This window comes from Cystobacter fuscus, from assembly GCF_044360685.1.
GTDB lineage: Bacteria > Myxococcota > Myxococcia > Myxococcales > Myxococcaceae > Cystobacter > Cystobacter fuscus_C.
This window is the reverse complement of record NZ_CP043491.1, coordinates 661,333-685,525: the sequence shown is the minus strand read 5'-3', so window position 1 is coordinate 685,525 and position 24,193 is coordinate 661,333. Positions and strand designations below refer to the sequence as shown.

20 protein-coding genes are annotated in these 24,193 nt (G+C 69.2%); 14 read left to right on the top strand and 6 right to left on the bottom strand.

From position 1 onward, the window contains the following. The first annotated feature begins 82 nt into the window (after positions 1-82). The 3 genes from F0U63_RS02900 to F0U63_RS02890 all read left to right on the top strand — a co-directional run bounded on the left by F0U63_RS02900 (position 83) and on the right by F0U63_RS02890 (position 3,852). Positions 83-1,123, top strand: coding sequence for a hypothetical protein (locus tag F0U63_RS02900; protein ID WP_395843444.1), 1,041 nt, complete (start codon positions 83-85; stop codon positions 1,121-1,123). A 109-nt stretch (positions 1,124-1,232) separates the two neighbouring features. Then, a complete protein-coding gene (locus F0U63_RS02895) occupies positions 1,233-2,591 on the top strand; it encodes an AHH domain-containing protein (protein WP_395843442.1) in 1,359 nt (452 codons plus the stop codon). 13 nt (positions 2,592-2,604) lie between these two features. Continuing rightward, positions 2,605-3,852, top strand: a complete 1,248-nt coding sequence (locus F0U63_RS02890; protein ID WP_395843440.1) for an imm11 family protein — start codon at positions 2,605-2,607, stop codon at positions 3,850-3,852. Between the two features lie 29 nt (positions 3,853-3,881). Here F0U63_RS02890 and F0U63_RS02885 read toward each other — a convergent pair whose 3' ends face one another. After that, a complete protein-coding gene (locus tag F0U63_RS02885) occupies positions 3,882-4,340 on the bottom strand; it encodes a group II truncated hemoglobin (RefSeq protein WP_395843438.1) in 459 nt (152 codons plus the stop codon). Positions 4,341-4,528: 188 nt separating this feature from the next. Here F0U63_RS02885 and F0U63_RS02880 point away from each other — a divergent pair, with 188 nt between their 5' ends. Continuing rightward, complete coding sequence (locus F0U63_RS02880) at positions 4,529-5,113, top strand: hypothetical protein (RefSeq protein WP_395843436.1); 585 nt, start codon at positions 4,529-4,531, stop codon at positions 5,111-5,113. An 18-nt stretch (positions 5,114-5,131) separates the two neighbouring features. On the opposite strand, the gene F0U63_RS02875 is transcribed toward F0U63_RS02880, so the two are convergent. The 3 genes from F0U63_RS02875 to F0U63_RS02865 form a co-directional block, all read right to left on the bottom strand. After that, on the bottom strand, positions 5,132-5,893 hold the full coding sequence (locus F0U63_RS02875; protein WP_395843434.1) for an SDR family NAD(P)-dependent oxidoreductase: 762 nt from the start codon (positions 5,891-5,893) through the stop codon (positions 5,132-5,134). Positions 5,894-6,008: 115 nt separating this feature from the next. Next, on the bottom strand, positions 6,009-6,761 hold the full coding sequence (locus F0U63_RS02870) for a hypothetical protein (protein ID WP_395843432.1): 753 nt from the start codon (positions 6,759-6,761) through the stop codon (positions 6,009-6,011). 30 nt (positions 6,762-6,791) lie between these two features. Then, positions 6,792-7,550 carry a hypothetical protein gene (locus tag F0U63_RS02865; RefSeq protein WP_395843430.1) on the bottom strand — a complete coding sequence of 253 codons (759 nt, stop codon included), beginning with the start codon at positions 7,548-7,550 and terminating at the stop codon, positions 6,792-6,794. A 312-nt stretch (positions 7,551-7,862) separates the two neighbouring features. Here F0U63_RS02865 and F0U63_RS02860 point away from each other — a divergent pair, with 312 nt between their 5' ends. Beyond that, a complete protein-coding gene (locus F0U63_RS02860) occupies positions 7,863-9,257 on the top strand; it encodes a ferritin-like domain-containing protein (RefSeq protein ID WP_395843428.1) in 1,395 nt (464 codons plus the stop codon). 158 nt (positions 9,258-9,415) lie between these two features. Continuing rightward, complete coding sequence (gene cglD / locus F0U63_RS02855; RefSeq protein ID WP_395843426.1) at positions 9,416-12,235, top strand: adventurous gliding motility lipoprotein CglD; 2,820 nt, start codon at positions 9,416-9,418, stop codon at positions 12,233-12,235. A 101-nt stretch (positions 12,236-12,336) separates the two neighbouring features. Here cglD and F0U63_RS02850 read toward each other — a convergent pair whose 3' ends face one another. Then, positions 12,337-13,944 carry a M28 family metallopeptidase gene (locus F0U63_RS02850; RefSeq protein WP_395843424.1) on the bottom strand — a complete coding sequence of 536 codons (1,608 nt, stop codon included), beginning with the start codon at positions 13,942-13,944 and terminating at the stop codon, positions 12,337-12,339. Between the two features lie 263 nt (positions 13,945-14,207). Here F0U63_RS02850 and F0U63_RS02845 point away from each other — a divergent pair, with 263 nt between their 5' ends. Together F0U63_RS02845 and F0U63_RS02840 are read left to right on the top strand one after the other, a co-directional pair. Further along, entirely contained in the window at positions 14,208-15,842 is a 1,635-nt protein-coding gene (locus F0U63_RS02845) for a PAS domain S-box protein (RefSeq protein WP_395843422.1), read from the top strand. After that, on the top strand, positions 15,835-16,293 hold the full coding sequence (locus F0U63_RS02840) for a response regulator (protein WP_395843420.1): 459 nt from the start codon (positions 15,835-15,837) through the stop codon (positions 16,291-16,293). The genes F0U63_RS02845 and F0U63_RS02840 overlap by 8 nt, the downstream gene beginning before the upstream one ends. 41 nt (positions 16,294-16,334) lie before the next feature. Here the strand turns inward: F0U63_RS02840 and F0U63_RS02835 are convergent, their stop codons facing one another. After that, a complete protein-coding gene (locus F0U63_RS02835; RefSeq protein ID WP_395843418.1) occupies positions 16,335-18,152 on the bottom strand; it encodes an ATP-binding protein in 1,818 nt (605 codons plus the stop codon). 433 nt (positions 18,153-18,585) lie between these two features. On the opposite strand from F0U63_RS02835, the gene F0U63_RS02830 reads away from it, so the two are divergent. The 6 genes from F0U63_RS02830 to F0U63_RS02805 all read left to right on the top strand — a co-directional run bounded on the left by F0U63_RS02830 (position 18,586) and on the right by F0U63_RS02805 (position 24,181). Then, positions 18,586-19,728, top strand: coding sequence for a PilZ domain-containing protein (locus F0U63_RS02830; protein ID WP_395843416.1), 1,143 nt, complete (start codon positions 18,586-18,588; stop codon positions 19,726-19,728). After that, positions 19,725-20,129: a response regulator gene (locus F0U63_RS02825; protein WP_002625589.1), complete on the top strand. Its 405-nt coding sequence runs from the start codon at positions 19,725-19,727 to the stop codon at positions 20,127-20,129. The genes F0U63_RS02830 and F0U63_RS02825 overlap by 4 nt, the downstream gene beginning before the upstream one ends. A gap of 20 nt (positions 20,130-20,149) precedes the next feature. Beyond that, the gene (locus F0U63_RS02820; RefSeq protein ID WP_395843414.1) at positions 20,150-20,809 is read left to right on the top strand and encodes a GAF domain-containing protein; all 660 of its coding nucleotides are present in this window, start codon (positions 20,150-20,152) and stop codon (positions 20,807-20,809) included. Continuing rightward, on the top strand, positions 20,793-22,457 hold the full coding sequence (locus F0U63_RS02815) for a chemotaxis protein CheA (protein ID WP_395843412.1): 1,665 nt from the start codon (positions 20,793-20,795) through the stop codon (positions 22,455-22,457). Before F0U63_RS02820 ends, F0U63_RS02815 begins: the two co-directional genes overlap by 17 nt. A gap of 124 nt (positions 22,458-22,581) precedes the next feature. Beyond that, positions 22,582-22,956 carry a hypothetical protein gene (locus F0U63_RS02810; protein WP_395843410.1) on the top strand — a complete coding sequence of 125 codons (375 nt, stop codon included), beginning with the start codon at positions 22,582-22,584 and terminating at the stop codon, positions 22,954-22,956. 163 nt (positions 22,957-23,119) lie between these two features. Beyond that, positions 23,120-24,181: a chemotaxis response regulator protein-glutamate methylesterase gene (locus tag F0U63_RS02805; protein WP_395843408.1), complete on the top strand. Its 1,062-nt coding sequence runs from the start codon at positions 23,120-23,122 to the stop codon at positions 24,179-24,181. Positions 24,182-24,193: the final 12 nt, after the last annotated feature.

The window sequence follows — 24,193 nt, the reverse complement described above, 5'->3', positions numbered from 1 at the left end:
AAAGAATGAAGGGGTAGGTGGTGCACTCCCCGGGAGGGCGACCCATCTTCCGCGCACGGTTATGACCAGGAGACCCGTGTCTATGCGGCTTGTCGCTTCCTTGTTGTGTCTTGGACTGCTGTCCGCCCCGGGTATCGCGCGGGCACAATCCTCGCAGGCCACGGAGGCCTCGCCTCCCCTGCTCGCCCAGACGGAGCCCATCCCGGCGGCGCCGCCTCCTCCCGAGTACGTCCCGCCGCCCCCGCCCAGCCAGGGGCCCGCGGAGGCTCCCGCCGAGCGAGCGGCGCGCTACAGCCGCTTCTCCAGTGGCGAGGGCGGCCTGCTGCTCATCTTCACCGAGCTGCTCAGCGGCGTGGTGACGGGTGGCATCTACGGGCATGCGCTCGGGACGCAGAACGGGGCGTACGTGGGCGGAGTCGTCACCGGGTTGACACTCGGCACGGCGGCGGCGGTGTACCAGTACTACGTGCCGGTGGAGCGCAACGAGTCGATGCTCGCCGCGGGAGGCGCGGCGCTCGGCTTCCTGGCGGGCTTCGGGTACGGCACCACGCAGAAGCTCAGCGACACGAGCCGCGCGGTCACCGCCCTGCTCACCACCCAGCTGGGCATCATCGGCGTGCTCGCGGCCACCGCGCCCTACGGAGACGTGAGTGATGGGGACACGGCGCTCGTGGGGATGAGCGCGCTCTACGCCTTCGTGCTCACCGGGCTGGTGCAGTCCACGTTCGTGCTCGCGGACGACCGGGACATCGATCTCACCCCGGCGCTGGTGGCGCCCCTGATTGGCATGGGCGTGGGCGGCCTGCTGGCGGTGCCCTTCGAGCTGTCGCCTGGCCGCGTCTTCAAGCTCACCGCGCTGCCCCTGGGCGTGGGCGCGGTGCTGCTGGTGGTGGGCACGGCGCTGGCGGATGGTCCCGCGGTGCCGCTGTCCGCGCTGGGAGGCGTGGCGGCCACCTTCGTCATCACGCTGCTGGCCACGGCCGAGCCGCCCACGGAGTACCCGCCCTCGCGGACCGGGCCGGGGCTGCGCTCCACGCGCTTCCAGGCCATGCCGGTGCCGGTCATCATGCGCAACCGCAATGACTCGATGACGGCCGGCCCCGGCATGCTGCTGCGCTTCTAGGCGCGGGAGCACGTCGTGGCGGAGGGCGGGCACACCCTCCCCCCTGTCTCGTGGGAATGACCCTCGTCTATCCTCCCGGGTGGTTTCCACTTGGGGGGAGGCACCGGCCTTGGAGAAACGAGTACGTCCACGATGGGCGGCAGCTGGAGTCCTCTGGCTGAGTGTCCTGGTCCTTCACGCCGCATGCGCCACGAGCATTCCTCGGGGCAGCCTGCCGGCGGAGGCCGAGAAGGAGCAGGCGGGCGAGGCCGCGGACGAACAGGTTCGCCTCTCCCTGCCCACCCGATTCGGGGCCGTGCGGGTGAGCGACTTCGAACTCAACGAAGCCCTCACCACCCTGGTGCTGAACATGCCGCTGCGGGTGGCCGGCTCCCACGTCCCGCTCTACCTCCACCGGAAGCTGGCGCTGGCCTCGGTTCCGCTCACGGGCGAGGAGTGGCGTACGCCCCTGGCGCGCTCCTACGGGGGCTTCTGCGAGCGGCAAGGTACGCCGGGCGATTGCCTCGAGTTGTTCAAGGACGGGCCGGGCCTGGATGGCGAGGACAAGCGAGACCTCGCGCTGGCGCTCTCCGTGAATGCCGCGCTGGAGTCCCGGGACGAGCAGTTGCGCGGCATGTTCTCCACGACGCAGCTGTGGACGACGCTGAGCCTCACCCTCATTGGATACCTCGCCTTGGTCGCGGCGCCCGAGCCCGTTTCTAAAGGCGTCGCCGCCGCACTGGCCCTGCTCATGTGGGGCTATCTCGGGTGGGAACTCTTCGACCTGGTAGAGGCCTATTTCCAGCTCTGGGAGGAGGCGGCGGAGGCCAGCACGTTCGCGGAGCTGCGCGAGGCGGGGGACCGCTTCGGCAAGGTCATCGGGCCCAACAGCGTGCGGGTTCTCCTCCTGCTGGGCACCGCGGCGGTGGGGGAGACGGCGGCGCTCGTGTCCAAGGCCCCAACGCTGCCGGGCTTCGCGAAAGCCGCCGGCGCACTCAAATCCCAGGCCGGCATCCGAGACGTGCTCACGGCCATGCAGGAGGCGGACAAGGTGAAGGTCGCCGTGGCCGAGGGCACCTTCAGTGTCGTCCTGCCCGCCAATGCCGTGAGCATGGCGGCGAGGGGCGCTCCGGCACGTGCGGACCCACCGAAGAAGAAGCCGGAGGTGCACCACATCGCCACCGTCGAGAACAGCAAGTCCACTGCGCGAGGCGGGCCATGGACGCAACGGTTCAAGGAACTCTTCGACAAGGCGGGCATGTCGATGGAGGATCAAGCCAACAAGGTCGCCCTCGAAGGGCACAAGGGACCTCATCCACAGACGTACCACGAGGCGGTCTACAGGCGGCTGCGCGACGCAACGAGCACATGCCGGAGCACCCTGGATTGTCGAAAAGCCCTGGTCACTGAACTCCGACAGATGGCACAGGAACTCACCGATAGAAGTTCCAAGCTCTACAAGCTCCTCTCCGAGGACGCTCGGCGTTAAGTAATAATGTGTCATGCCGAACCGGTATTTCGACCTGAGTGACGACGTCTACGTTCCCGGTCGATGGGACCTGGACACCCCCACTGACGCGCAGGGCCGGGAGGTTGATGACTACGTGTTCACGAAGGGAGCGCCGGCCACCATCGAGGGGCGGCTCAGAATTCCCTTCCGAGGAGGCGATGGGAAAGCACTGGACTACTCCGAAGCGGGCATCGGCGTTCCCCTCGTCAGCGCCAGAGTCGCCGCGGTCTTCGCCGAGCTGGCCCCCAGGGATGTGCAGCTCATCCCGGTGGATGTCGAAGCGCACGCCGAGCAGTTCTACATCCTGGTCTGCACGCGCGTCGTGAAGTGCATCGACGACGAGGCATCCGACGAAGTGCGGTATTGGAAGCCGGAGGACGACCGTCCGGAAAAGACGGGCAGGTACCGGTCCGTGATCGGCATGCGCATCGACCCCACGAAGGTGGGTGATGCCAAGGTCTTCCGCCCGTGGGGGTGGGACGTGGTCCTCGTCGTTTCCGAGGACATCAAACAGGCCCTGGAGCACATGGGCGCAATGGGGGCGAAGTTCACGGAGGTCACCGGCCCCAGCACCCTCAGCGCGGAGGAACGCGCGCGGGACCAGAAAAGCCGCGAGTTGTTCGAGCAGGCGGACACCGCTCGTGAGGCGGCGTGGCGCACCCTGGGGTCGCTGGACAAAGAGGTCTTCATGCCCATCGCCATGAGCGGCGCGTGGCCGGGCCACCGGCAGCTCTGGAGCGTCATCCGTCGCGAGGCGGGGCGAACCCTGCTCGTCACGCACGGGCTCTCGGACCCCTTCATCGAGCGCCTGGAGCCCTCCGTGGGCTTCGGTCTGGAGCTCGCCCTGGAAGTGGACGCGGCCGTGAAGGACATCTCCAAGGGCTGGCCCCTGCTGCTGTTGAACCGAGTGGCGGATGAAATCGCCGAGCACGAGCAGGTGCGCGAGAGCGTGAAGGCGGGCCTCTTCTCCATGGAGGTGTCCGGTAAGGGCCTGCCCAAGTCGCTCGTCACCGAGGAGGGCCGGGTGGCCGTGCTGCTGGGCGTGGCGTCACGCACGCTGCCGGGTCACTTCTCCACGCCTTACGGGGAGGTGAAGCTCGTCACCGTCAAGGCGCTGCTGCCCTCGGAGCTGGCGTACCTGCTGGAGCACGGCGCGGAGGGCCAGGCCGAACTGGCACAGCGCTTCGCGCAGAGCGGCGAGGAGCACCTGTCCCGTCTCAGAAGAAAGCCAGTGGCGTAGCACGGCGCGGCGATGGTTCCGGGCCAGGCTCACCCCTCGGTGTTGCGCAGGAAGTCGGCCACCTCGGCGAAGCGCTGATCGAGGAAGCGCCGCACCCCGCCCTTCACGCCCCGGGCATCCAGGGCCCGCTGCATGCTGCGCACCCAGGCGTCGCGGTGGGCGACGTTCACCGGCAGGTGGCCATGGCGCATGCGCAGGCGCGGATGGCCGTGCTTCTCCATGTAGTGCTGGGGACCGCCGAGCCAGCCGATGAGGAAGAGGCCAAAGCGCTCCCGGGTGCCCGGCCCCACCCGGCCGTTCGCATCCAGCTCGTGCAGCCGGGCGAGCTCCGGCTCGTTCGCGTCCATGGCGTCATAGAAAGCCTCGGCGAGGGCGCGCACGCCGGCTTCTCCCCCCAGACGATGGAAGGGCATGTCCTCCATGCGGGGAATCCAGTCATCGTCGGGGTCGGGAACGTTCAGCCCGACGGGCTTCAGCTCAATGGACATAGTGTTGTTCAACCCACTCTACCTCTGCGCCATTTCGGCGCGTCCCACAACCCCGGAGATAGGGCGGGGGCGCGGGCGAGCAACACACGCGGTATGAGCCATGCTCATGCAAGTGAACGTACTCAGAAGGACGTCCCCCGCGAGGGGTGGACCTGGGAGGGCGGGTCTGGGCTAAGCTGCGCCCCCGAATGCGACGCGCGACGAGTCTCGGAAGCCTGGTGGTGCTGCTGTGGGCGGGGACGTCGGAAGCGGGGCCGTGGCGGGGGTATGCCTCGCTGGGTGCCGGTTTCGTCATCGACCATACATCCGGAATCGGAGCCCGAGGAGGAGGGCTCCAGGCCTACGTGGGCGTGGAAACCCCCTTCGGGCTCTCCCTCGGCGTGGTGGGCGAGGGCGTGGAAACCTGGGGACGGCGCTTCCAGGGGCAGACGACCGAGCTGGACTACCTGTCGCTGGGAGGCGAGCTGCGGCTGCGCTTCCTGCGCGACGGCAACGTGACGCCGTGGGTCGGACTGCGCGTGGCGCAGAGCCGCGCCACGCCCCTGACCCTGACGGACCTGGGAACGGGCTCGCCGCAGCGCATGCTGCATTCGGGGTTGAGCACGGCGGTGCGCCTCGGCGTGGACGCGTGGCTGGGCGAGCACCTGGGCATCACCGCCTCCACGGCCTGGCAATGGTGCGACGTGCGCGTGGACAGCCTCGAGTCCGCCACCGCCGAGGCCTGCGCCAAGCCGCTGCACTCCATCCTGCTCGGGCCCACGCTGCGCTTCTGAGCGGGCCCGCCCGGGGCCTCAGAGCACCTTGCTGGCCACGGCGTCGAAGAGCGCGTTGGGCACCCACCGGGCCATTCCGACCGCGCGGGCCATGGGCCAGGGAAAGCCGTACACATCCTCCCCGCGCAGGATGGCCTGGCCCATGTGCTCCACGGCGGGCTCCGCCTCCAGCAGGAAGGGCATGGGGTGCTGGATGCCCGCGGTGATCTCCGTCTTCACGAAGCCGGGCCGGATGCAGGTGACGCGCACCCCGGTGCCGTGCAGGTCCACGCGCAGGCTCTCCAGGAAGGTGTCGAGGAAGGCCTTGGAGGCGGAGTAGGCGGCGTTCTGCGGAAGACCGCGGCAGCTCGCCAGACTGGAGATGCCCACCAGGTGGCCGCGATCGCGCTCCACCATCCGGGGCAGCACCGCGGACAGCGTGGCCGCGGCCCCGGTGACGTTCACGTCGATGACCCGCCTGGCGTCCTCCCAGGGGAAGTTCCGGGCGTTGGTGGGAAAGCCCACACCCGCGTTGGCCACCACCAGATCCAACCCGCCACAGGCGTCATCCAGCTCGCGCACGCGCGCGAGCGTGGCGTCCGCCTGGGAGACGTCCAGCTCCACGGGCTCGAGGGTGGCGCCCACGGCCTTGCCCTGCTGGGCGAGTTCCTCGAGCCGGGACAGCCGCCGCGCGGCGGCGTACACCTTCACGCCCCGCTTGCCCAACCACAACGCCAGACCCCGCCCCAGACCGCTGGAGGCCCCCGTCACCAGAGCCGTCCGATAGCTCATCTCCGCCATGTGCTTCCTCCTCGGAGGAAGGGCTTAGCGTGGGGCCCGGTGGCCGCCAATACCGCTCTCGCGCCCGGGCTCACCAGCGCACACCGGTCGACACCTCGGCCGGTGACGCCAGGAGCTAGGGAATGACGAAGCCCGGGTTCGTCTTGAAGCCGTTGTTGATGATGTTCTGGGCCTCGGTGCGGGCGAAGTCACGCATGGCCTGGGTGGTGCGGGTGCCGTCGACGCGGAACCACCACAGGTAGAGCACCTGATACATGTTGGCGCCCTTGTAGCCCCAGCTGCTGTCGCACGAGGCCCCGCGGGGGCACGACGTGCCGGCATCGTGTGACTTGCCCGCGCCGTGGCGGGACTCGTGGAGGATGGTGCCCGCGCGCTGCACCACGTTCTCCCCGTAGAAGAAGGGCCAGTACAGCTCGGTGTAGTTGTCGATGATGGGGCCGTGCACGGTCGTGGCCCGAGCGCCCGTGTTCTTGTCGCCGGAGCCACAGCGGCCATCCAGCTCGTCGATGTACGTGGACGAATACGGATAGGCCCAGCGCAGCGCGTTGCCGCTGAAGTCACTGGTGCTGCGGGCGTAGTCCTCGGCCGAATAGGCGAGCAGATACAGCGCGTTGAAGGTCCGCGCCAGGGGACGGTTCAGATCGCACGCGGCCTCATAGCCGAAGCCATCGTCCCAGTCCCCCTTGTCGAAGTCGAAGTGATTCCAGAACTGGTCGATGTACTTCTGATTGCAGGTGAAGGCGCCATAGAAGACGTCACCGCTCGTGGTGTTGTTGCCCGGCTGGTAGTAGCAGGTGGCGGCGCGCGCGGAGAGGGACGTCAGGCTGACGGCGGCCAGGAGCATCATCTTCGGAACGAAGTTCTTCATCGTGGGTTCTCCTCAATCAGGGGGACGGATTCAGCGGGCGATGGGGCTCTCGTCGTCGCGCTCGCGCGTCCGGGGCCGCAGGTCCTCGGGGGTGTCGTCCGGATGCGTGACGCCACGCACCTCGGTGACCCGGAGGGTGATGAGCCAGTGGTCGCTGGTGGGCAGGTTGGCCTGCAAGAACTTCACCCGGACGTCGTAGTCCGGACCGGCCGCGAGGTAGCCGCGCACCGCGCGCTGGCGGATGGACAGATCCGAGTGCTGGGAGAGGCGCAGCAGGTAGCTCCCGGCCTCGGTGACACCGAGCTTCGCCAGGGAGGCGAGCCCATCCACGGCGGCCACGCGGATGTTGGACTCCTGCCCGGTGGTGAAGAACTCGTCACTGCCGCCGCGCTCGGCGGGAATCGTGGACAGGGCGATGCGCACGAGTCCCGACAAGGCCTCGCGTTGGTTCAGCGACGCGAGCGTGTAGACGAGCTGCCAGCGCAGGAAATACTCGGTCTCCACCGTCTTGGAATAGGCGTCCTGGAGCAGGCGCACGGCCTCGGGCTCCTTCTGGATGAGGCGCAGGGACTCCTGGTAGCGCGACTCGACCTCCTCGCCCACGGACACCATGAGGTTCAAGTGGCGCGTGAGCAGGTCGCCCACCGTCGACGAGGGGAAGAGCGGCGACGTGGGCACGGGAGTGCCGGGCTGGGCGACGTCGGGCAGGGGACGGGTCTGGGCACTCGCGGCCCCACCGGTGGACAACAGGACGCAAGCGCTCAGCAGCGTGGCTCGAACAACAGTCATGGGATCCTCGACGGGATGAAGGAAATGCCAGACAGCCAGTGCCCACCCGGCTCGGGACCGGGCGTGGGCTTCAACTCCTCGCTGCCTCGCACATGCTCTACGCAGCGCCCGGCGGATATTCCCGGGGCTTTTTCTCGCGGCCCACGCGGGGACGGGCCCATCGGAAATCCCGTGCGAATCTCCTCAGGTTTTTGAGTCGGGTGGCACCTCTCGGTGCTCTCCGGACGAGCTCCTCCTCTGAGGACGGGAGCAGGCGGCCCTGGCATCCGCATTGCTCTTTCAGCGCCCCGCGTTCCTCCTCCAGGAGATTCCATGCACTCGCCCCGGCTGCGCCTGCTCTTCGCCCGCACCCTTCGCGCCTCGCTCGCCTCCCCCCTGGTGCTCACGGGGTGTGGAATCGTCGAGCCACCGCCCACTCCCCCCATCGAGAACCCCACGCAGTGTGGAGAAGCCCATCAGGAGCAGTGTCCTGGCGTGGACCTGAGGGGCTACGCCCCGCCCATTTGTGACCAGAACGCGCTCGCGGTGAGCGGCCTCTCGCCCGCGGTCTCTCCGGACGTCGTGCAGCTCCGGGTCGCCGGCACGCGGGACCACTCCGGGATGTTCCCCGAGCGGGTGGTCTCGACCTCGGGCACGGCCTGCGCGACGGCCTCCAATCCCCCGGCGTGCCAGAGCGCGCTCGACCAGCTCTCGGCGAACCAGGGCTTCCACAGCCGCTGCGAGATGGTGTGCAGCGCCTATTACCTCGCGACGACCCGGGGCGACGAGGTGGCCGCACACACCTCCCTGGAAGCACTCAAGAGCTTCCTCGGACCCATCGACACGGCCCAGGAGGCGGTGCTGCTCGCCTTCGGCCAGGGGCTCAACGTGAGCTGTGGGAAGCTGACGTTCGGCGCGGTGAAGGCCAACCCCGACGGCACCTTCAACGTCCTGGGCACCGAGGGCAGTACCTGCGGACAAGGCACCCGGTTGGACCAGGTCGTCCTGAAGGTCTCCCGGTCGGGAGAGCTCACGGAAGTGGACCGCGCGTTGCTCCAGAAGGGCGATCCCAATTGCATCGTTGGCCGGAGGCCGGACGGGTTGCACGCCGCGGCGAGCGTGGACTGCGACAGTGCCCTCGGCCGGCACTTCGCCCACGCCGCGCACATGGAGGCGGCCTCCATCCAGGCCTTCCTGCGGCTGCGCGAGGAGCTCGCCGAGCATGGCTCGGACGAGTCCCTGCGCACCGCGGCCCTGGCGAGCGCCCTGGACGAGGTGATGCACACTGACGTGAGCACCCGCCTGGCGCACCGCTTCGGCGCGACGCCTCCACGGCTCCAGGTGGAGACGCTGCCCCCGCGCTCCCTGTTCGAGATGGCGCTGGAGAACATCGTGGAGGGCTGCACGCGCGAGACGTATGGCGCGCTGGTGGCGCACTACCAGGCGCTGCACGCGCGGGACGAGGAGATCCGCGGCGTCATGGCGCGCATCGCCGAGGACGAGACGCGCCACGCCGAGCTGTCCTGGGCCATCGACCGCTGGGCCCACGAGCGGCTGTCGGACGCGGAGCGCGCCACCCTGCGCGAGGCGCGGCAGCGGGCCGTGGAGACGCTGCGCGAGGAGCTGACCCATCCGCTGGACGCCCAGCTCATCGGCGAGGCGGGCCTGCCCCCGCCCGAGGTCGCCGCGTCGATGCTGGCCTCGCTCGAGCGGGAGCTGTGGGCCTGAGTCCCGGCGGCGGCGACTTCGCGGAGGCGCAGCGGCTGTCCGCGCAGTTGCCGGTGAAGGCGCCCAGCTTGGGAGTGAGGAACCAGCACCGAGAGTGTCAGACGACCAGGGTAGACAATGAGCGCGCAGTCGCTCGTTCCCATTCCCAGAAGAGGCTTATGAGAAAGACTTCCCATTCCCTTGCCACGTTCCTGACCCTGCTCCTCGTGGGTTGTTCCTCGAGGGAAACGGATGAGCCCGGCACGGGCGCTCCGGCCGATGTCACGAGCCGGGGCGCCACGTCCGATGACCCCTCGTTGAAGCTCGCGCCTCCGTCCGGGCTCACGATGCAGGCGCTCGTCGAACTCGACACGGACTGTGATGGCCTGACGGACGCGGAGGAGTGGAGCAACGTCTACGTGGGGGTGAAGCTCACGGACCGGAGCAAGCAGGACACGGACGGCGATGGCCTGCGCGATGGCGTGGAAGTGACCCGGACTTCCACCCTCAACACCCAACCCGAGTGCGCGCTCTCCTTCATCGCGGACGCGGATCCCTCGAGCCGCACCAACCCGACCAACCCAGACACGGACGGGGACGGCATCCTGGATGGCGTGGAGGACCGCAATCAGAACGGCCGGGTGGACCCGGGCGAGACGGATCCCGCCAGGCAGGACTCGGATGGTGATGGCCTGACGGATGGCGCGGAAGACGCCAACCACAACGGCCTGGTGGACCCGGGCGAGACCAACCCCGCCCAACCCGACACGGACAGCGACGGCCTGTCGGATTTCATCGAGCTCAAGACCAGCGGCACGGATCCGCTCAACGCCGACATGGACGGCGACACGTGCCTGGATGGGACCGAGGATCGCAATGGCAACGGCATCCCGGACCCGGGCGAGACGAACCCGAAGAATGGCGCGGATTGCTCGGCGCCCAGCCCGGATACGGATGGCGACGGCCTCTCGGACGCGTTCGAGCAGGCGCATGGCACCGACTGGCGCTCTCGGGACTCGGACTGCGACGGGCTCTTGGATGGACCCAACAAGAACGGCTTCCTGGGCGAGGACCTGAACGCCAATGGCGTGCTGGACCCGGGCGAGACGCACCCCAGCCGGCGTGACACGGATGGAGACGGCCTGCTGGACGGCGTGGAGCGCGGCGTGGCCACCAGCGCGGCCCCCGTCACGACCTGCGGCTATGTCGGCGACGCGGACCCGTCCACCCAGACGAGCCCCACCCAGGCGGACAGCGACGGCGATGGTCTCGCCGATGGTGTCGAGGACACCAACCAGAACGGCAAGGTGGACCCGGGCGAACTCAACCCGGGCAATGGCTCGGACGGCACTCCGCCCCAGAGCGATCCCTGCGCCCCGCAGAACCAGCGTCAGGTGATCTTCAAGGAGGACAACGGCAGTGACATCCGCCTGGCCCTCCGCCCCTCCTTCCAAGAGGTGAAGGCGATCTCCTCGGGCACCCTCAAGGGCTTCATCGGCTACGACAGCACCCACAAGGTGGCCTTCATCGCCTACAAGCGCCCCCAGGCGGGCAGCTCCACCACGGTGGCGGGCGACGAGCTGTTCGTCCGGAGCCAGTTGAATCCGACGGTAACGGAGACCACCCAGCTCTTCACCACCTGGGACGGCCATCCCGCCTCGCAGGCCTTCTACGCGCAGTCGGCAACCTCCACCCTGAGCGCCTACACCAACGCGCTGGCCAACACCCTCGTCGGCGCGGGGGCGGGGACGCTCGCGGGCGGCACCGACGTCACGGGCCCGTTCAAGCTCCAGGCACAGTACGTGCACCGCTCGGACTCGAGCGTGCTCGTGGTGCTGGCCATCACCCCCATGGCGCGCTTCGTGGAGCCGGGGCTCTTCGTCATGGGCGACACCGCGGGGGGCACGGCGCTGGCCCAGTTCGGTGACGCGGACGCGGTGCAGTGCGAATCCTTCACCACCGTTGGCAGCGGCCCCACGGACTTCCTGTTCGTGGTGGATGACAGCGGCTCCATGGCCGCGACCCAGGCCGCCCTGGGCGAGGCCGCCAACGCGGTGGCCGCGCGGTTGGGCAACTCCCAGCTCGACTGGCGCATCGCCCTGGTCACCACCTCCTACGGCGCGACGTACAGCAACAACCGCAACATCATCCGGGGCTTCACCCGGGACATCAACCAGTTCAAGGCCTGGCTGCAGCAGAACGCTCCGTGCCCGGACACCACGCAGGGTTGCTGGATTGGCGTCAATGGCATCGCCGATGAAGTACACCTGAAGCCGGCGCGCAAGGCGATCAACGACATGGCCGCCACGACCGACGTCACCAAGCAGTTGCGTCCCGGCGCCCGCCTGGTCGTCATCCTCCTCACGGACGTGCGCGATCAGTCCACCGACAATGCCGCGCCCGGGTCTGGGGACACGCTCCCGGAGTTCATCAACTATTTCAAGAGCGGCAACCCCACGGGCAAGGCCATCCAGATGCACGGCATCCTCTGCGATCCCGCCGAGAGCACCACCCGGTGCAACACCTCAGAGGAAATCCTCAACCCGGTGCACAAGGACGCCATCCAGGCGCTGGGCGGCATCGTGGGCAGCATCCGCACCACCTCGGGCATCCAGGCGGGCATCAACGCCATCCTGGACAGCGTGATCAGCTCCTCGGGCTACAAGACGCTCAAGCTGCCCATCGGTGCGTCCGTGCGCGTGGCGCTGGCGCAGGTGCGTGACGCCTCGAAGTGCAACCCGAACGATCTGCCGCGCAGCCGCACGGATGGCTTCGACGTGGACGGCCGCAGCCAGGCCCTGTCCTTCTACGGGGCGTGCCGTCCGCCCGAGACGGGCACCACCGCGGGCACCATCTCCTACCGCTCCTGGAGCGACGTCACGAGCAACCCGAATGGCAATCCGCCGCCCTGCTCCACCGACATCAACTACGACCCGGCCGAGCCGGACTTCTGCCTGGGCACCCGCGTGTGCAACCGGCAGGCGGGCCGGTGCGAATGACTCGCGGCTCGCGGCGGCACACCCGGACTGAACTCGGGCGGGTGTGAACGCGGGGGCCCGGCGGCGAAGTGGCCGCCGGGCCCCCGTCGCGACGGGCTCCTTCAGGGAGCCAGGGGCGGAACGGGGGGCTGCTGGGCGAAGCGCCGGAAGAAGCTGTCGTCGTTCCAGCGCGGCCGGCTGGGAGCATTGGCCACTCCCTGGGAGAGCTCCTTCATCAGCCGCACGAAGCGGACCGCGGCCTCGAGGTTCACCGGTTGTGACAGGTCATCCGCCGGGCCGTGGTAGCGCGCCGAGCGCCACTCCTTCATGAGGCGCTCCTCCCGGGAGCCCTTGCGGTAGCCCACCTTCAGAGCCAACGCCGGAATCCCCTTGCGGATGAAGCTGTACTGGTCGCTGCGCACGAAGGAGTTCGCCTGGGGGTTGGGATCGTCCACCAGGCGCAGGCCCAGGCGCGTGGCGCTGGCCTTGAGGGCGGCGGACAAGGAGGACTCCTGGGCCCCATAGGCGAGGAGCTCCTTGAACGGGATGATCGGCAGGAACATGTCCGTGTTCACGTTGGCCACGATCTGCCCCGAGCCCTCGGGCGGGCGCTCGGCGAACCAGCGCGAGCCCAGCAGGCCCTTCTCTTCTCCCGTCACCGCCACGAAGAGCAGGGTGCGGCGGGGCTTGGGGCCCTTGTCCTGCTGGAAGGAGCGGGCCACCTCCAGCAGCGCGGCGACCCCGGAGGCGTTGTCCATGGCCCCGTTGTAGATGCGGTCCCCCTTCAGCGGCTCCCCGACGCCCACGTGGTCCAGGTGCGCCGTGAGGACCACGGACTCGGCGGCCAGGGTGGCATCGCTGCCCGGCAGGCGGCCCACGACGTTGCGGCAGTGCACCTGCGCGCGCTCCAGTGCCACGTCGCTCCGCACGGAGGTGGGCAGGGCGAAGTGCGGCAGGGGCTTGCCCGCGTCCGCCAGGGCCACCAGCTCCTCGAAGGTGTGGCCACTGCCCGCCAGCAACGTGTTGGCGTGCTCCAGGTTGAAGATGGCCGACCACGGCAGCAACCCGTCCTGCAACGCGGGCTCGTCCAGCATCATCACGGGATGCCGAGACCCCGCCACCACCCGCTCCCAGGGGACTTCCTGGGCGCTCGGGCTCGGCAACACCAGCATGCCCACGGCCCCCGCGCGCTGGAGGGCCGCCGCGCGCTCCGCGCGTGAGCCGTAATGCGCGGCGAGGTTGCTGGACACCCCCTTGGGACTACCACCGAACAGGACGACGGCGATCTTCCCCTCGAGCGCCTGTCCGGCCAGGTCATCATGTCCGGCCTCCGGGATGCTCAAGCCATAGCCCACGAAGACGAGCTCCGCCTCCAGGGGCCCCTCGCGGCTGGAGTTGGAGCCGAGCACCACCTCCTTGCCGAGCTCCAGGGGCGTCTCCTTGCCCTCCCGGACCAGCGACATCCGGCTGCGCTCCCACACCAAGCGCTGGGAGATGAAGGGCACGTCCTGGAAGAAGCCCTGGTCCGTGCCGGGCTGGACTCCGGCCTCGGCCAGCTTCGCCGCGACGTACTCGGCGGCCCGGAGATAGCCTGGGCTGCCCGTGTCGCGGCCTTCCAGCTCGTCACTGGCCAGGGCCTCGACGTGGGACCACCACCGTTGACCTTCGGGGCTCGGGGCCTTGGCCCAACAAAGGGAGGGGAGAAGCAGCAGCAACAAACAGATTCGCATGGGGCACAAGCCTCCCCGGCCCCCGTCCTCCCGTCCAGGAGCTCATCCCGCGCGGCGGCCCAAGCGGGATTCCAACCGGCGCGGCCCTGGCTCATCCGACTGCCAGGCATCCGTCCCCTCGCGACGGGCAGTGAGATGACTGTCACGCCGGACGATGGTTATGCTCGCCCCGTCCGAGCCTCCACGTCCATCTCCAAGCGTCTCCGCCGTTTCGCGGCCGGCCCCACGTGTGAGCCCCGCGCCGACGGCCTTCGTCCCGCGCCATGACCACTCCGTCCTTCACGATGTCCTCTCCCGAAGAGAAGGCCACGCTCCTCTTCCAGGTCCAATACCTGGAGATGCTGCGCGCCATCCTCGACAGCGCCTCCGAGGGCATGGCCGTCGTCGACATGACGGGCCGCCAGCTCTACATGAACGAGCAGGGCCACAAACTGCTCGGCATCTCGCCCACGGACGGCGCCCCGGACGATTGGAGCGCGGAGTACGGACTCTTCCTCGCGGACACGCGGACGCTGTGCCCCACCGAGCGGCTCCCGATGAACCGCGCCTTCCTGGGCGAGGAGGCCGTCGTGGAGGAACTCTTCGTGCGCAACCGAGCCATCCCGGAAGGCCGGTACATCCACTTGAGCGCCAAACCCATCCGCGACCGCCAGGGAAGGCAACTGGGCGCCGTGCTCTACGTGCGTGACATCCACGAGCAGCGCCTGGCCGAGGCCGAGCGGCGCCGCACCGAGCAGAGCTTCCAGCGCATCGTGGAGGCCGCCCAGGAGGGCCTCTGGATGATCGACGACAACCGGCGCGTCACCTACGTCAACCGCTTCGCGGCCGAGCTGCTGGGCTACACGCCCGAGGAAATCATCGGCAGGGACCTCTACGAGTTCCTCGTGCAGGAGGAAGTCCGCCGCACCCAGGAGACCATCGAGGTGCAGCGCCAGGGCCAGACCGTCCTCATCAATGACTTCAAGATGTTGCACAAGGATGGAACGCACATCTGGACCATGATCTCCACCTGCCCGCTCAACGACGAGGGCGGCAGCTACGAGGGCTCACTGGCCATCGTCATCGACATCCGCCAACGGCGCGAGGCCGAGCAGCAGGTGCACCAGCTCAACGCGCAGTTGGAGCGCCGCATCGCCGAGCGCACCGCCCAGCTCGAGTTCTCCAATCGCGAGCTGGAGGCCTTCGCCTACTCCGTGGCGCATGACCTGCGCACTCCCCTGCGCAGCATCTCCAACTTCACCCTCGCGCTGACGGAGGACTGCGCGGACAAGCTCGATGCCACCGGCCTGGACTACATCCAGCGCATCCGCGCCGCCTCGCGGCGCATGGCCGAGCTCATCGACGGCATCCTCTCGCTCTCGCGCGTCAACCGCACCGAGTTCATCGAGACGGACGTGGACCTGTCCGCCCTGGCGCACGCCATCCGCGAGCAGCTCCAGCGCTGGCAGCCCCAGCGCACCGCGCGCTTCCACATCCAGGACGGGCTGGTGGACCGGGGGGACTCCCAGTTGCTGGGCGCGGTGCTGGAGAACCTGCTGGGCAACGCCTGGAAGTTCACCCGGAACCGGGAGGTGGCGGAGATCGAGTTCGGCACCCTCGCGCCCCAGGAGGGCCCGCGCGTCTACTTCGTCCGGGACAACGGAGACGGCTTCGACATGGAGTACCAGAAGAAGCTCTTCGGCGTCTTCCAGCGGCTGCACACCCAGCAGGAGTTCGAGGGCAACGGCGTGGGACTCGCCACCGTGCAGCGCATCATCCAGCGCCACGGAGGGCACGTCTGGGGTGAGGGGCGCGTTGGACAGGGCGCCACCTTCTACTTCACCCTCCACGAGCCCGCCGCGCAGCGCGCCAATCCTCCACCCGCCCAGGAATCCCCGAGGAAAACCCCCCATGTATGATCCCAGCCAACGCATCATCCTGCTCGTCGAGGACAACGCCGACGACGAGCTGATGACCCTGCGGGCCTTCCGCAAGAGCAACATCCACAACCCCGTGGTCGTCGTGCGCGATGGGGCCGAGGCGATCGACTACCTCTTCATCCAGGGCAAGCACGCGAACAGGAATCCGGACATCCGGCCCCAGGTCATCCTGTTGGACTTGCACCTGCCGCGCATCGACGGGCTGGAGGTGCTGCGGCGCATCCGCTCCCACGAGCAGACGCGGACCCTGCCGGTGGTCGTCCTCACCTCCTCCAAGGAGGAGAGGGATCTGGTGGACAGCTACCAGCTCGGGGTCAACAGCTTCGTGCACAAGCCGGTGGACGTCACCTCCTTCTTCGAGGCGGTGCGGCAGCTCGGCATGTACTGGCTCGTCCTCAACGAGATGCCGCTTCCAAAACGCGGCCCCTGAGCAGCCCCGCGCGCCCTACCCCCTAATGCCTTCCGGGCCCGTCAGGCGTGCCGGGAGGAGACGAGCGACGCCACCACCGAGATCAACCGCGAGGCGTTCACCGGCTTGGCGACGTGCACATCGAAGCCCTCGGCCAGGGCGCGCCAGCGATCCTCGCTCCGGGCGAAGGCCGTGAGCGCCACCGCGGGCAGCCGCGCTCCGGCACGCTCCTGGGCGCGGAGCCGGCGAATCAACTCGTAGCCGTCCTCTCCCGCCATGCCGATGTCCGAGACGAGCACGTCGGCGCGGAACGGGCCGTGAAGCAACGCGAGGGCCTCCTGGGCACTCGCCGCGCACACCACCTGGGCCCGGCTGCCCTCCAACATCTCGGTGAGCAGGGCCCGGGTATCCGGCGCGTCCTCCACCACGAGGACGCGAACCCCCTCGAGCGAAGGCGCCTCGGCCGCCGGAGACCCGAGGCCCCGCGCCGGCAGGGCCCGAGGGGCGGAAAGCGGTTCTGGCTCGTCCGACGGCGTCAACGGCAGGACGACGCGGAAGGTGGAGCCCCGGCCCGGCCCTTCGCTGTGCGCCGACACGCTGCCCCCATGCATCTCCACCACGTGGCGCACGATGGCCAGGCCCAGGCCCAGGCCTCCATGTTTGCGCGTGGTGCTGCTGTCCGCCTGACGGAAGCGCTCGAAGACGTGGGGAAGGAAGGCCGCATCAATGCCCTGGCCCGTGTCCTCCACTTCCAACCGGGCCTCGCCCTCTCCCCGCGCCAGCCGGACCACCACCTGACCTCCCGAGGGCGTGAACTTGATGGCGTTGGTCAGCAGGTTCCACACCACCTGCTGCAAGCGCTCGGCGTCCACGAGCAGCTGCCCCATGCCGGGGGCGACGCGCAGGGCCAGCCGGACTCCCCGGGCCTCGGCCGCCGGACGGACCGCGTCGAGCGCCTCCTCCAACACCGGCAGGGGCTCCACCGGGCGCACCTCCAGCCGCATCCTCCCCGTGACGATGCGGCTGATGTCCAGCAGGTCCTCGATGAGCTGCGTCTGCGCCCGCGCGTTGCGCTCGATGGTCTCCAAGGCCCGCTGGCGCTTGTCCTCCGGCATCGCGCGCGTGCGCAGCAACTGGGCCCAGCCGAGGATGGAGGTGAGGGGCGTGCGCAGCTCGTGGGACAGCGTGGAGAGGAACTCGTCCTTCATCCGGCTGGCGGCCTCGGCCTCGTGGCGGGCCAGGCGCTCGCGCACCAGGAGGCGCTCGCGCTCCTGTTCGGCCTTGGCCTTCTCCATGGCCACCGAGGCGATGTGGGCCATGGTCTCGATGAGGTGCAGCTCTTGCTCCGTGGGGGCCCGGGGCTCGTTGTAATACATGGCCAGCGTCCCCAGCACCCGCCCCTCCGAGGAGAGGATGGGACCGGACCAGCACGCCTGGAGCCGGAACGCCTTCATCGTGTCCCGGTAGGGCGCCCAGTTGGGATGCGTGCCGATGTCCGTCACCACCACCATCCGCTTCGAGTACGCGGCCGCGCCACAGGAGCCCACCGTGGGGCCGATCGCCAGCCCCTCGACGGCGGCGTTGTAGGCTGGCGGCAGGCTCGCCCCGGCGCCCACGTGGAGCAGACCGGCGTCATCCAGCAACAGCACCGAGGCCATCATCCCCGGGCTCAACAGCTCGATGGCCCGGGTGATGGAGTGCAGCATGTCCGGCAGCGGCGTGCCGCGCGCCACCAGCTCCAGCAACCGGCTCTGCATCGCCAGGCGAGCTTCCACCTGGTCGCGCTCGTCCGCCTTGCCGCTCGCGGCCTCGGATAGCGGCTCCGAATTCCGAAGCGGTGCGTCCGGCGCACCTGGCGAGCAAGCAGGGTGATGCTCCATGCGAGAACCTCGTTCGCGCGAGCACCCCCGGGGAGACCGCGCGTTCAGGCTGAGTTTATGGGTCTCCGAGGTGACGCACAGCGGGCCCTTGCCCGCCTGGAGGAGACAACTCTTCCTCCCCACAGTGCCCGCATGCCAAGGCCCCCCGCCGCGCCCGTGACCAGGCAGGCAAGAGCTCCGCCCCGACGCGGCGCGGCGCCCTCTCCGTCCCCGGCGGGCCTGCCTCCTCGACTTCACCCCGCCCGCCGATCTCTGGGTGCCCCCCTCGCCTCCCATGCTCTATGCTCCCCTGCCCCATGCGCTTTGACATCGAAGCAAAGGCCTGCCACCAGCCGCGGGAGGAGCGCGACGCCTCGGAAGGTGCGGCCCGGGGACGAAGTGTGCCGAGGGGGAGGACCTCCATGCGGGTCGTGAAGAGGGACCGAGGCAGGCCATGAGCGCGAGCGGCGGGGTCATCCTCATCGAGAACGCGAACCCGTTGCGGGCGCAGACCATCCAGGCGATCGAGGCCGCGCGCCTTGAATGCGTCGCCGTGGAAGACCTCACGCAGGCCCTGGCCGAAGCCAGGAGACAACGTCCCCTCATGCTCATGCTGGACTGCCCGTCCTTCATGCCAGCGGAGGAGGGCACCCTCACCCGGTTGCAGGAGCTGAGGCGGATGGTAGGCGCCCCCCTGGTCCTCCTGGCCAACCTGGAGACCCCCACCGAGTTCATCGAGAGCCTCAGTCAGATGGGCGCGGATGACTGTCTGCTCAAGCCGCTGCGGCAGCATCAACTCCAGCCCCGCTTCGAGGTGGCCGCCGCCGCCACGCCTCGCGTGTCCCCCGCGTCCCTGGGAAGGCTGGGCCCGAAGGTCGTCTCCCTCCTGCATGGGCAGCAGAACTTCGCCTGGCGCACGGGCGAGCTGCTCGAGCAGAGTGGCTACCATGTGCTTTACGGCTCGTTCGAGGACGAGCGCGAACCGCCCCCCGAGTCCAACATCGAGTTGCACATCCTGTGCGCCGCGTCGCGCGAGGAGCTGGCCCGGGTACTGCGGCTGCGCCACCCGGAGGAGTCCCGGGCGGGGTCGCGCTGGTTCCTCATCTGCCCCGGAGGTCCCGGGGAGCTCGTCACCCACTCCGGCGGGGGCCTGGTGGCCGGCTTCGACATGACCCAGGTCTTTCCGGAGCACGTCGTCCAGAAGGCCAATGCCTGGTTCTCCCGCGTCAGCAATGCCCTCCAGCCCGAGGCGCGCGTGCCCTTCTTCTGTCCCGTCGAGTATCGTGAGGCGGGCAACCTCTTTGGCGACTGGAACTCCTGTTACTCGTATGACCTCAGCCCCGGGGGCATCTTCCTGCGCACGCTCGTGCCGGCGCGTCCGGGGGCCGCGGTGGAACTGAAGATCCACCTGACCACCCACCGCACGGAGCTGCGGGGCTCGGGGGTGGTGGCCTGGGCCAATACGTATGCCCAGCGCAAGGCCTTCTCCCATCCCGTCGGCATGGGGGTGCAATTTCTCGGGATGAGCCCCAAGGGACTCTCGCTGCTGCGCGAGTTGTGTGGTGTGGATCCCACCGCGCGCGACAAGCCGGCATGAACGGCTCGCTCCGTCTGGAGAACGTGACGATGACACGCAAGAAGATCCTGCTCGTGGATGATTCCAACACCGTGCTGCTCATGCACCGGATGATGCTGAGTGGCGGCGGCTACGAGCTGCTGATCGCCCGCAATGGCGTGGAGGCGGTGGACCTGGCGCTGCGCGAGCGGCCGGATCTCATCTTCATGGACGTCGTGATGCCGCAGATGGACGGCCTGCAGGCCTGCAGGCGCATCCGCGCGAGCCCGGAGATGCACGCCACCCCCATCATCATGGTCACCACCCGCGGGGAGCCGCACAACGTGAAGGCTGGCTTCGAGAGCGGCTGCACCGAATACATCACCAAGCCCTTCGACAAGGGCGACCTGCTCCAGAAACTGCGCCAGCACCTCGGCGAGTAGCCGTCCCCCTCGTGTTCCTCATGAGCCAGGACCCTCCCTCCAAGCCCTCGACCCCCGACCCTGAAGCGCTCCAGGGCACCGACGAGCGTCTGGGAGAGCTGCGGGCGGAGAACGCGTCCCTGCGCACCCAGTTGGACGCCTTGCACCAGGAGCGGGCCCGGCTCGAGGAGCAGCTGTCCGAAGCGGACGCCCGGGTGACGAGCCTGGTGGGCCTGTACGCGGCCAGCCACCGGCTGCACGAGACCTTCGAACGGCCGGCCCTGCTCGACATCCTGCGCGACATCATCAACAACATCGTCGGCTCGGAGGAGCTGGGCATCTTCGAGCTCGAGGAGGGCAGCTCGACGCTCGTGCTGGTGCACTCGATGGGCATCGAGCCGGCGGGGCTCCAGTCCATCCCCCTGGGCCACGGCATCATCGGCCAGACGGCCCTCACCGGGCAGCTCTTCGTCGCCAGTGAGGGCAGGGCCCCCCCCGCCGCCGGCAACGAGCCGGCGCTCACCGCCTGCGTCCCGCTGCTCATCGGAAGCCGCGTCTGGGGCGTCATCGCCATCTTCGGCATGCTGCCGCACAAGCCCACGCTGGGTGATTCGGACCTGGAGCTGTTCGCGCTGTTGGAAAAACAAGCGGGTCTGGTGCTGGCCGCTTCCGAGACGGATCCCGATGGACATCGATCGTGACGAGCTGCTGAAGGTCTTCCTCCTCGAGTGCGATGAGGTCTTCGCCCTCATGGAGGAGCAGCTCGTCGGCCTGGAGCAACAGCCAGATCCCGAGCGGCTGCGGACCATCTTCCGCGCGGCGCATACCCTCAAGGGCAACGCCACGTGCGTGGAGCTTCCCGCCTTCGTGGAGTTCACCCATGAGCTGGAGGACCTGCTCGAGCACCTGCACACCGGAGAGCTCGCCGTATCGCATGAGCTCGTGTCCCTGCTGCTGTCGGCCGTGGATGCGATGCGGGAGCTGAGAGGACAGCTCGCCAGGGGCCAGGCCGAGCTGACGGTCCAGCATCGCTCGGTGATGGCGCTCATGACGCGCTGGGCCCGGAAGGAGCTCACGGCCCCGGCTCCGGCCGCCAGCGAGAAGGAAGCCTCGCCTCCCGCCCCTCCCCCGCCCGCCGAGCCGCCCGGACGCAAGCCCCTGGCCGAGGAGGAGCGGGCGCGCAACCTCCGGGTGGGCATCACCAAGCTGGACCGGATGGTGGATCTCATCGGGGAGCTGTCCATCGCCCAGGGGAAGTTGACCGCCATGCTCGAGGGTGACCGGCCGCGCGAGCAGCTCATCGAGGCGAGCCGCGACGGCGAGCGCCTGCTGCGCGAGTTGCAGGAGCTGGTGATGAACGTGCGCATGGTGCCGCTCGGCCCCACGTTCCGCCAGTACGTGAGGACCGTGAGGGACCTGGCCGCGTCGCGGGGCAAGCACGTCGAGCTCGTCTTCGAGGGCGAGGACGTGGAGATGGACACCGCGCTGGTGGAGAACGTGAGGGATCCGCTGCTGCACATGATCCGCAACGCCATCGACCACGGCATCGAGACGCCGGACATCCGCCGGGCGCGGGGCAAGCCGGAGCTCTCCCAGCTCAAGCTGCGCGCCGCCCATGACGCGGGCGGCATCCTGCTTGAGGTCATCGACGACGGGGCGGGCCTGAACAAGGAGCGGATCATCGAGCGCGCCCGCGCGCTGGGGCTCTCGCGGGAGCCCGAGGCGCTGCCGGAAGCGGAGCTCTTCTCGTTCATCTTCGAGCCGGGCTTCTCCACGGCGCGCGAGCTCACCGCCACGTCGGGCCGGGGCGTGGGCATGGACGTGGTGCGCCGCAACGTGGAGGCCCTGCGGGGCAAGGTCACCGTGCAGAGCAGGGAGGGACACGGGGTCACCCTCTCCCTCCGGCTCCCCCTCACGTTCGCCATCATCGACGGGTTCCTGGTGGGCGTCGGCGAGGAGACGTACGTCGTGCCGCTCGAGGCCGTACACGAGTGCATCGAGCTGCCCGAGGGCGCACGGGGACGGACCGGGGAGCGCGATGGGGTGTTGAACCTGCGGGGCGAGGCCATTCCCTATCTCCGGCTGCGCCACCTCTTCAGTCCCCACACCCCGGCGCCGGCTCGCGAGAGCATGGTCATCGTCCAACACCCGCAGGGCAAGGTGGGCCTGGTCGTGGACATGCTCCACGGAGAGCGCCAGACGGTCATCAAGCCCCTGGGCTCGCTGTTCAAGGACCTTCCGTGCATCTCCGGCGCGAGCATCCTGGGCAACGGGCGGATCGCGTTGATCCTCGATGACGCCGCGCTCCTGCGCGAGGCCACCCGGGCGAGGCGCTCCGCGGCGTCCTGACCGACGAGGAGGAGGAAGAGGAAGGGCTCGCTGACGGGGGCCCGGCCAAATCCCCATCTTCCCTGGTGGGACGGCTGGGTGGAGCCGGCCGCCCCTGTTCCCTCAGCGCGCGGAGGAGCGAGCGATGGCACAGCGAATGGATGTTCGGTCGGGCATGGTGGTGAAGAGCAGGGACGGGCACCGGATGGGCAGGGTCATCGGCCTGCTGGAAGACGCCTTCGTCGTGGAGAAGGGCGTGCTCTATGCCCGGGACTATCGGGTCCCCTTCTCCGCCGTGGAGCGGATCGAGGACGAGGACATCCACCTCGTCCTGGACAAGGACCAGTTGCACAAGGCGAGCCTGGGAGAGGTGCTGGATGCGTCGATCGGGAACGGGTTGACCCTCGGACCCCAGGCGTTGAGCGAGGCCCGCATGGACAGCGCCAAATACCAGGACCATGACGCGTACGACGTGCGCCCCGAGAAAGAGAAGGACGAGGAGGCGGTGCACCACCCGTAAGCCCCCACGCGCGCCGCCCTCTCCGGGAGCCGGACGATAGGGCCGCCAGCATGCCTGGCACGGACCCGGAGTCCTACCCACGGGGCCTCGGGTGGCGCGGGCGCGGAGTGGCGCGTAACCTCCAGGGGCCGCGACTCCTGGCGTCGGCGGACGAGGGTGCGACTTGGCTCCTGTGTTGCGGGTGCTCGTGGTGGATGACTCGGCGGTGGTGCGCCAGGGCATGCTGATGCTGCTCAAGCACGTGCCGGACATGGTGGCCGAGACGGCGTCGGATCCCCTCATCGCCCGGCAGAAGATGACGGGCCACCGGCCGGACGTGATCCTGTTGGATCTGGAGATGCCGCGCATGGACGGGCTGACGTTCCTGCGCGAGCTGATGCGGGAGGAAGCACCGGTGCCGGTGGTGGTGTGCTCGGGGCTGGCGGGACCGGGCACGGAGCTGGCGGTGCGCGCGCTGGAGGAGGGCGCGGTGGAGATCATCTCCAAGCCCCCGCTGGGCGTGGGGGAGTTCCTGCGCGAGTCCCGGGAGCGGTTCGTCCAGTCCCTGCGTGACGCCGCGAAGGCACGTCCCCGGCCGGAGCGCTACGTGCCCCCGACACGGCTGGAGCCGGAGCCCGCGGAGCGGCCCGTGGTCTCCCTGCTCACGGTGACGACGGACAAGGTGGTGGCGGTGGGGGCCTCCACGGGGGGCACCGATGCGCTGCGGCAACTGCTGCGGCCCATGCCTCCGGACTGCCCGGGGATCGTCATCGTGCAGCACATGCCGGAGCAGTTCACGTTGGCCTTCGCCCGGCGGCTCAACGAGCTGTGCCGCATCGAGGTGAAGGAAGCGGAGCAGGGGGACCGGGTGCTGCAGGGCCGAGCGCTCATCGCGCCGGGCAACCGGCACCTGCGGGTGCGGCGCACCGGGGGCCACTACCAGGTGGAGGTGTTGGACGGGGCGCGGGTGTCGGGACACAAGCCGAGCGTGGACGTGCTGTTCCACTCGGTGGCGCACGCGGCGGGGGCGAACGCGGTGGGCGTGCTGCTCACGGGGATGGGCGAGGACGGAGCGGACGGGCTGCTGACGATGAAGCAGGCCGGCGCGGCGACGATCGCCCAGGACGAGGCGAGCAGCGTGGTGTTCGGCATGCCGCGCGCGGCCATCGAGCGGGGCGCGGTGGACCAGGTGCTCCCGCTCACCGCCATCAGCGAGGCCATCCGGCGCCGGGCCCGCCAGGGCTGAGCGGGTGCCGTT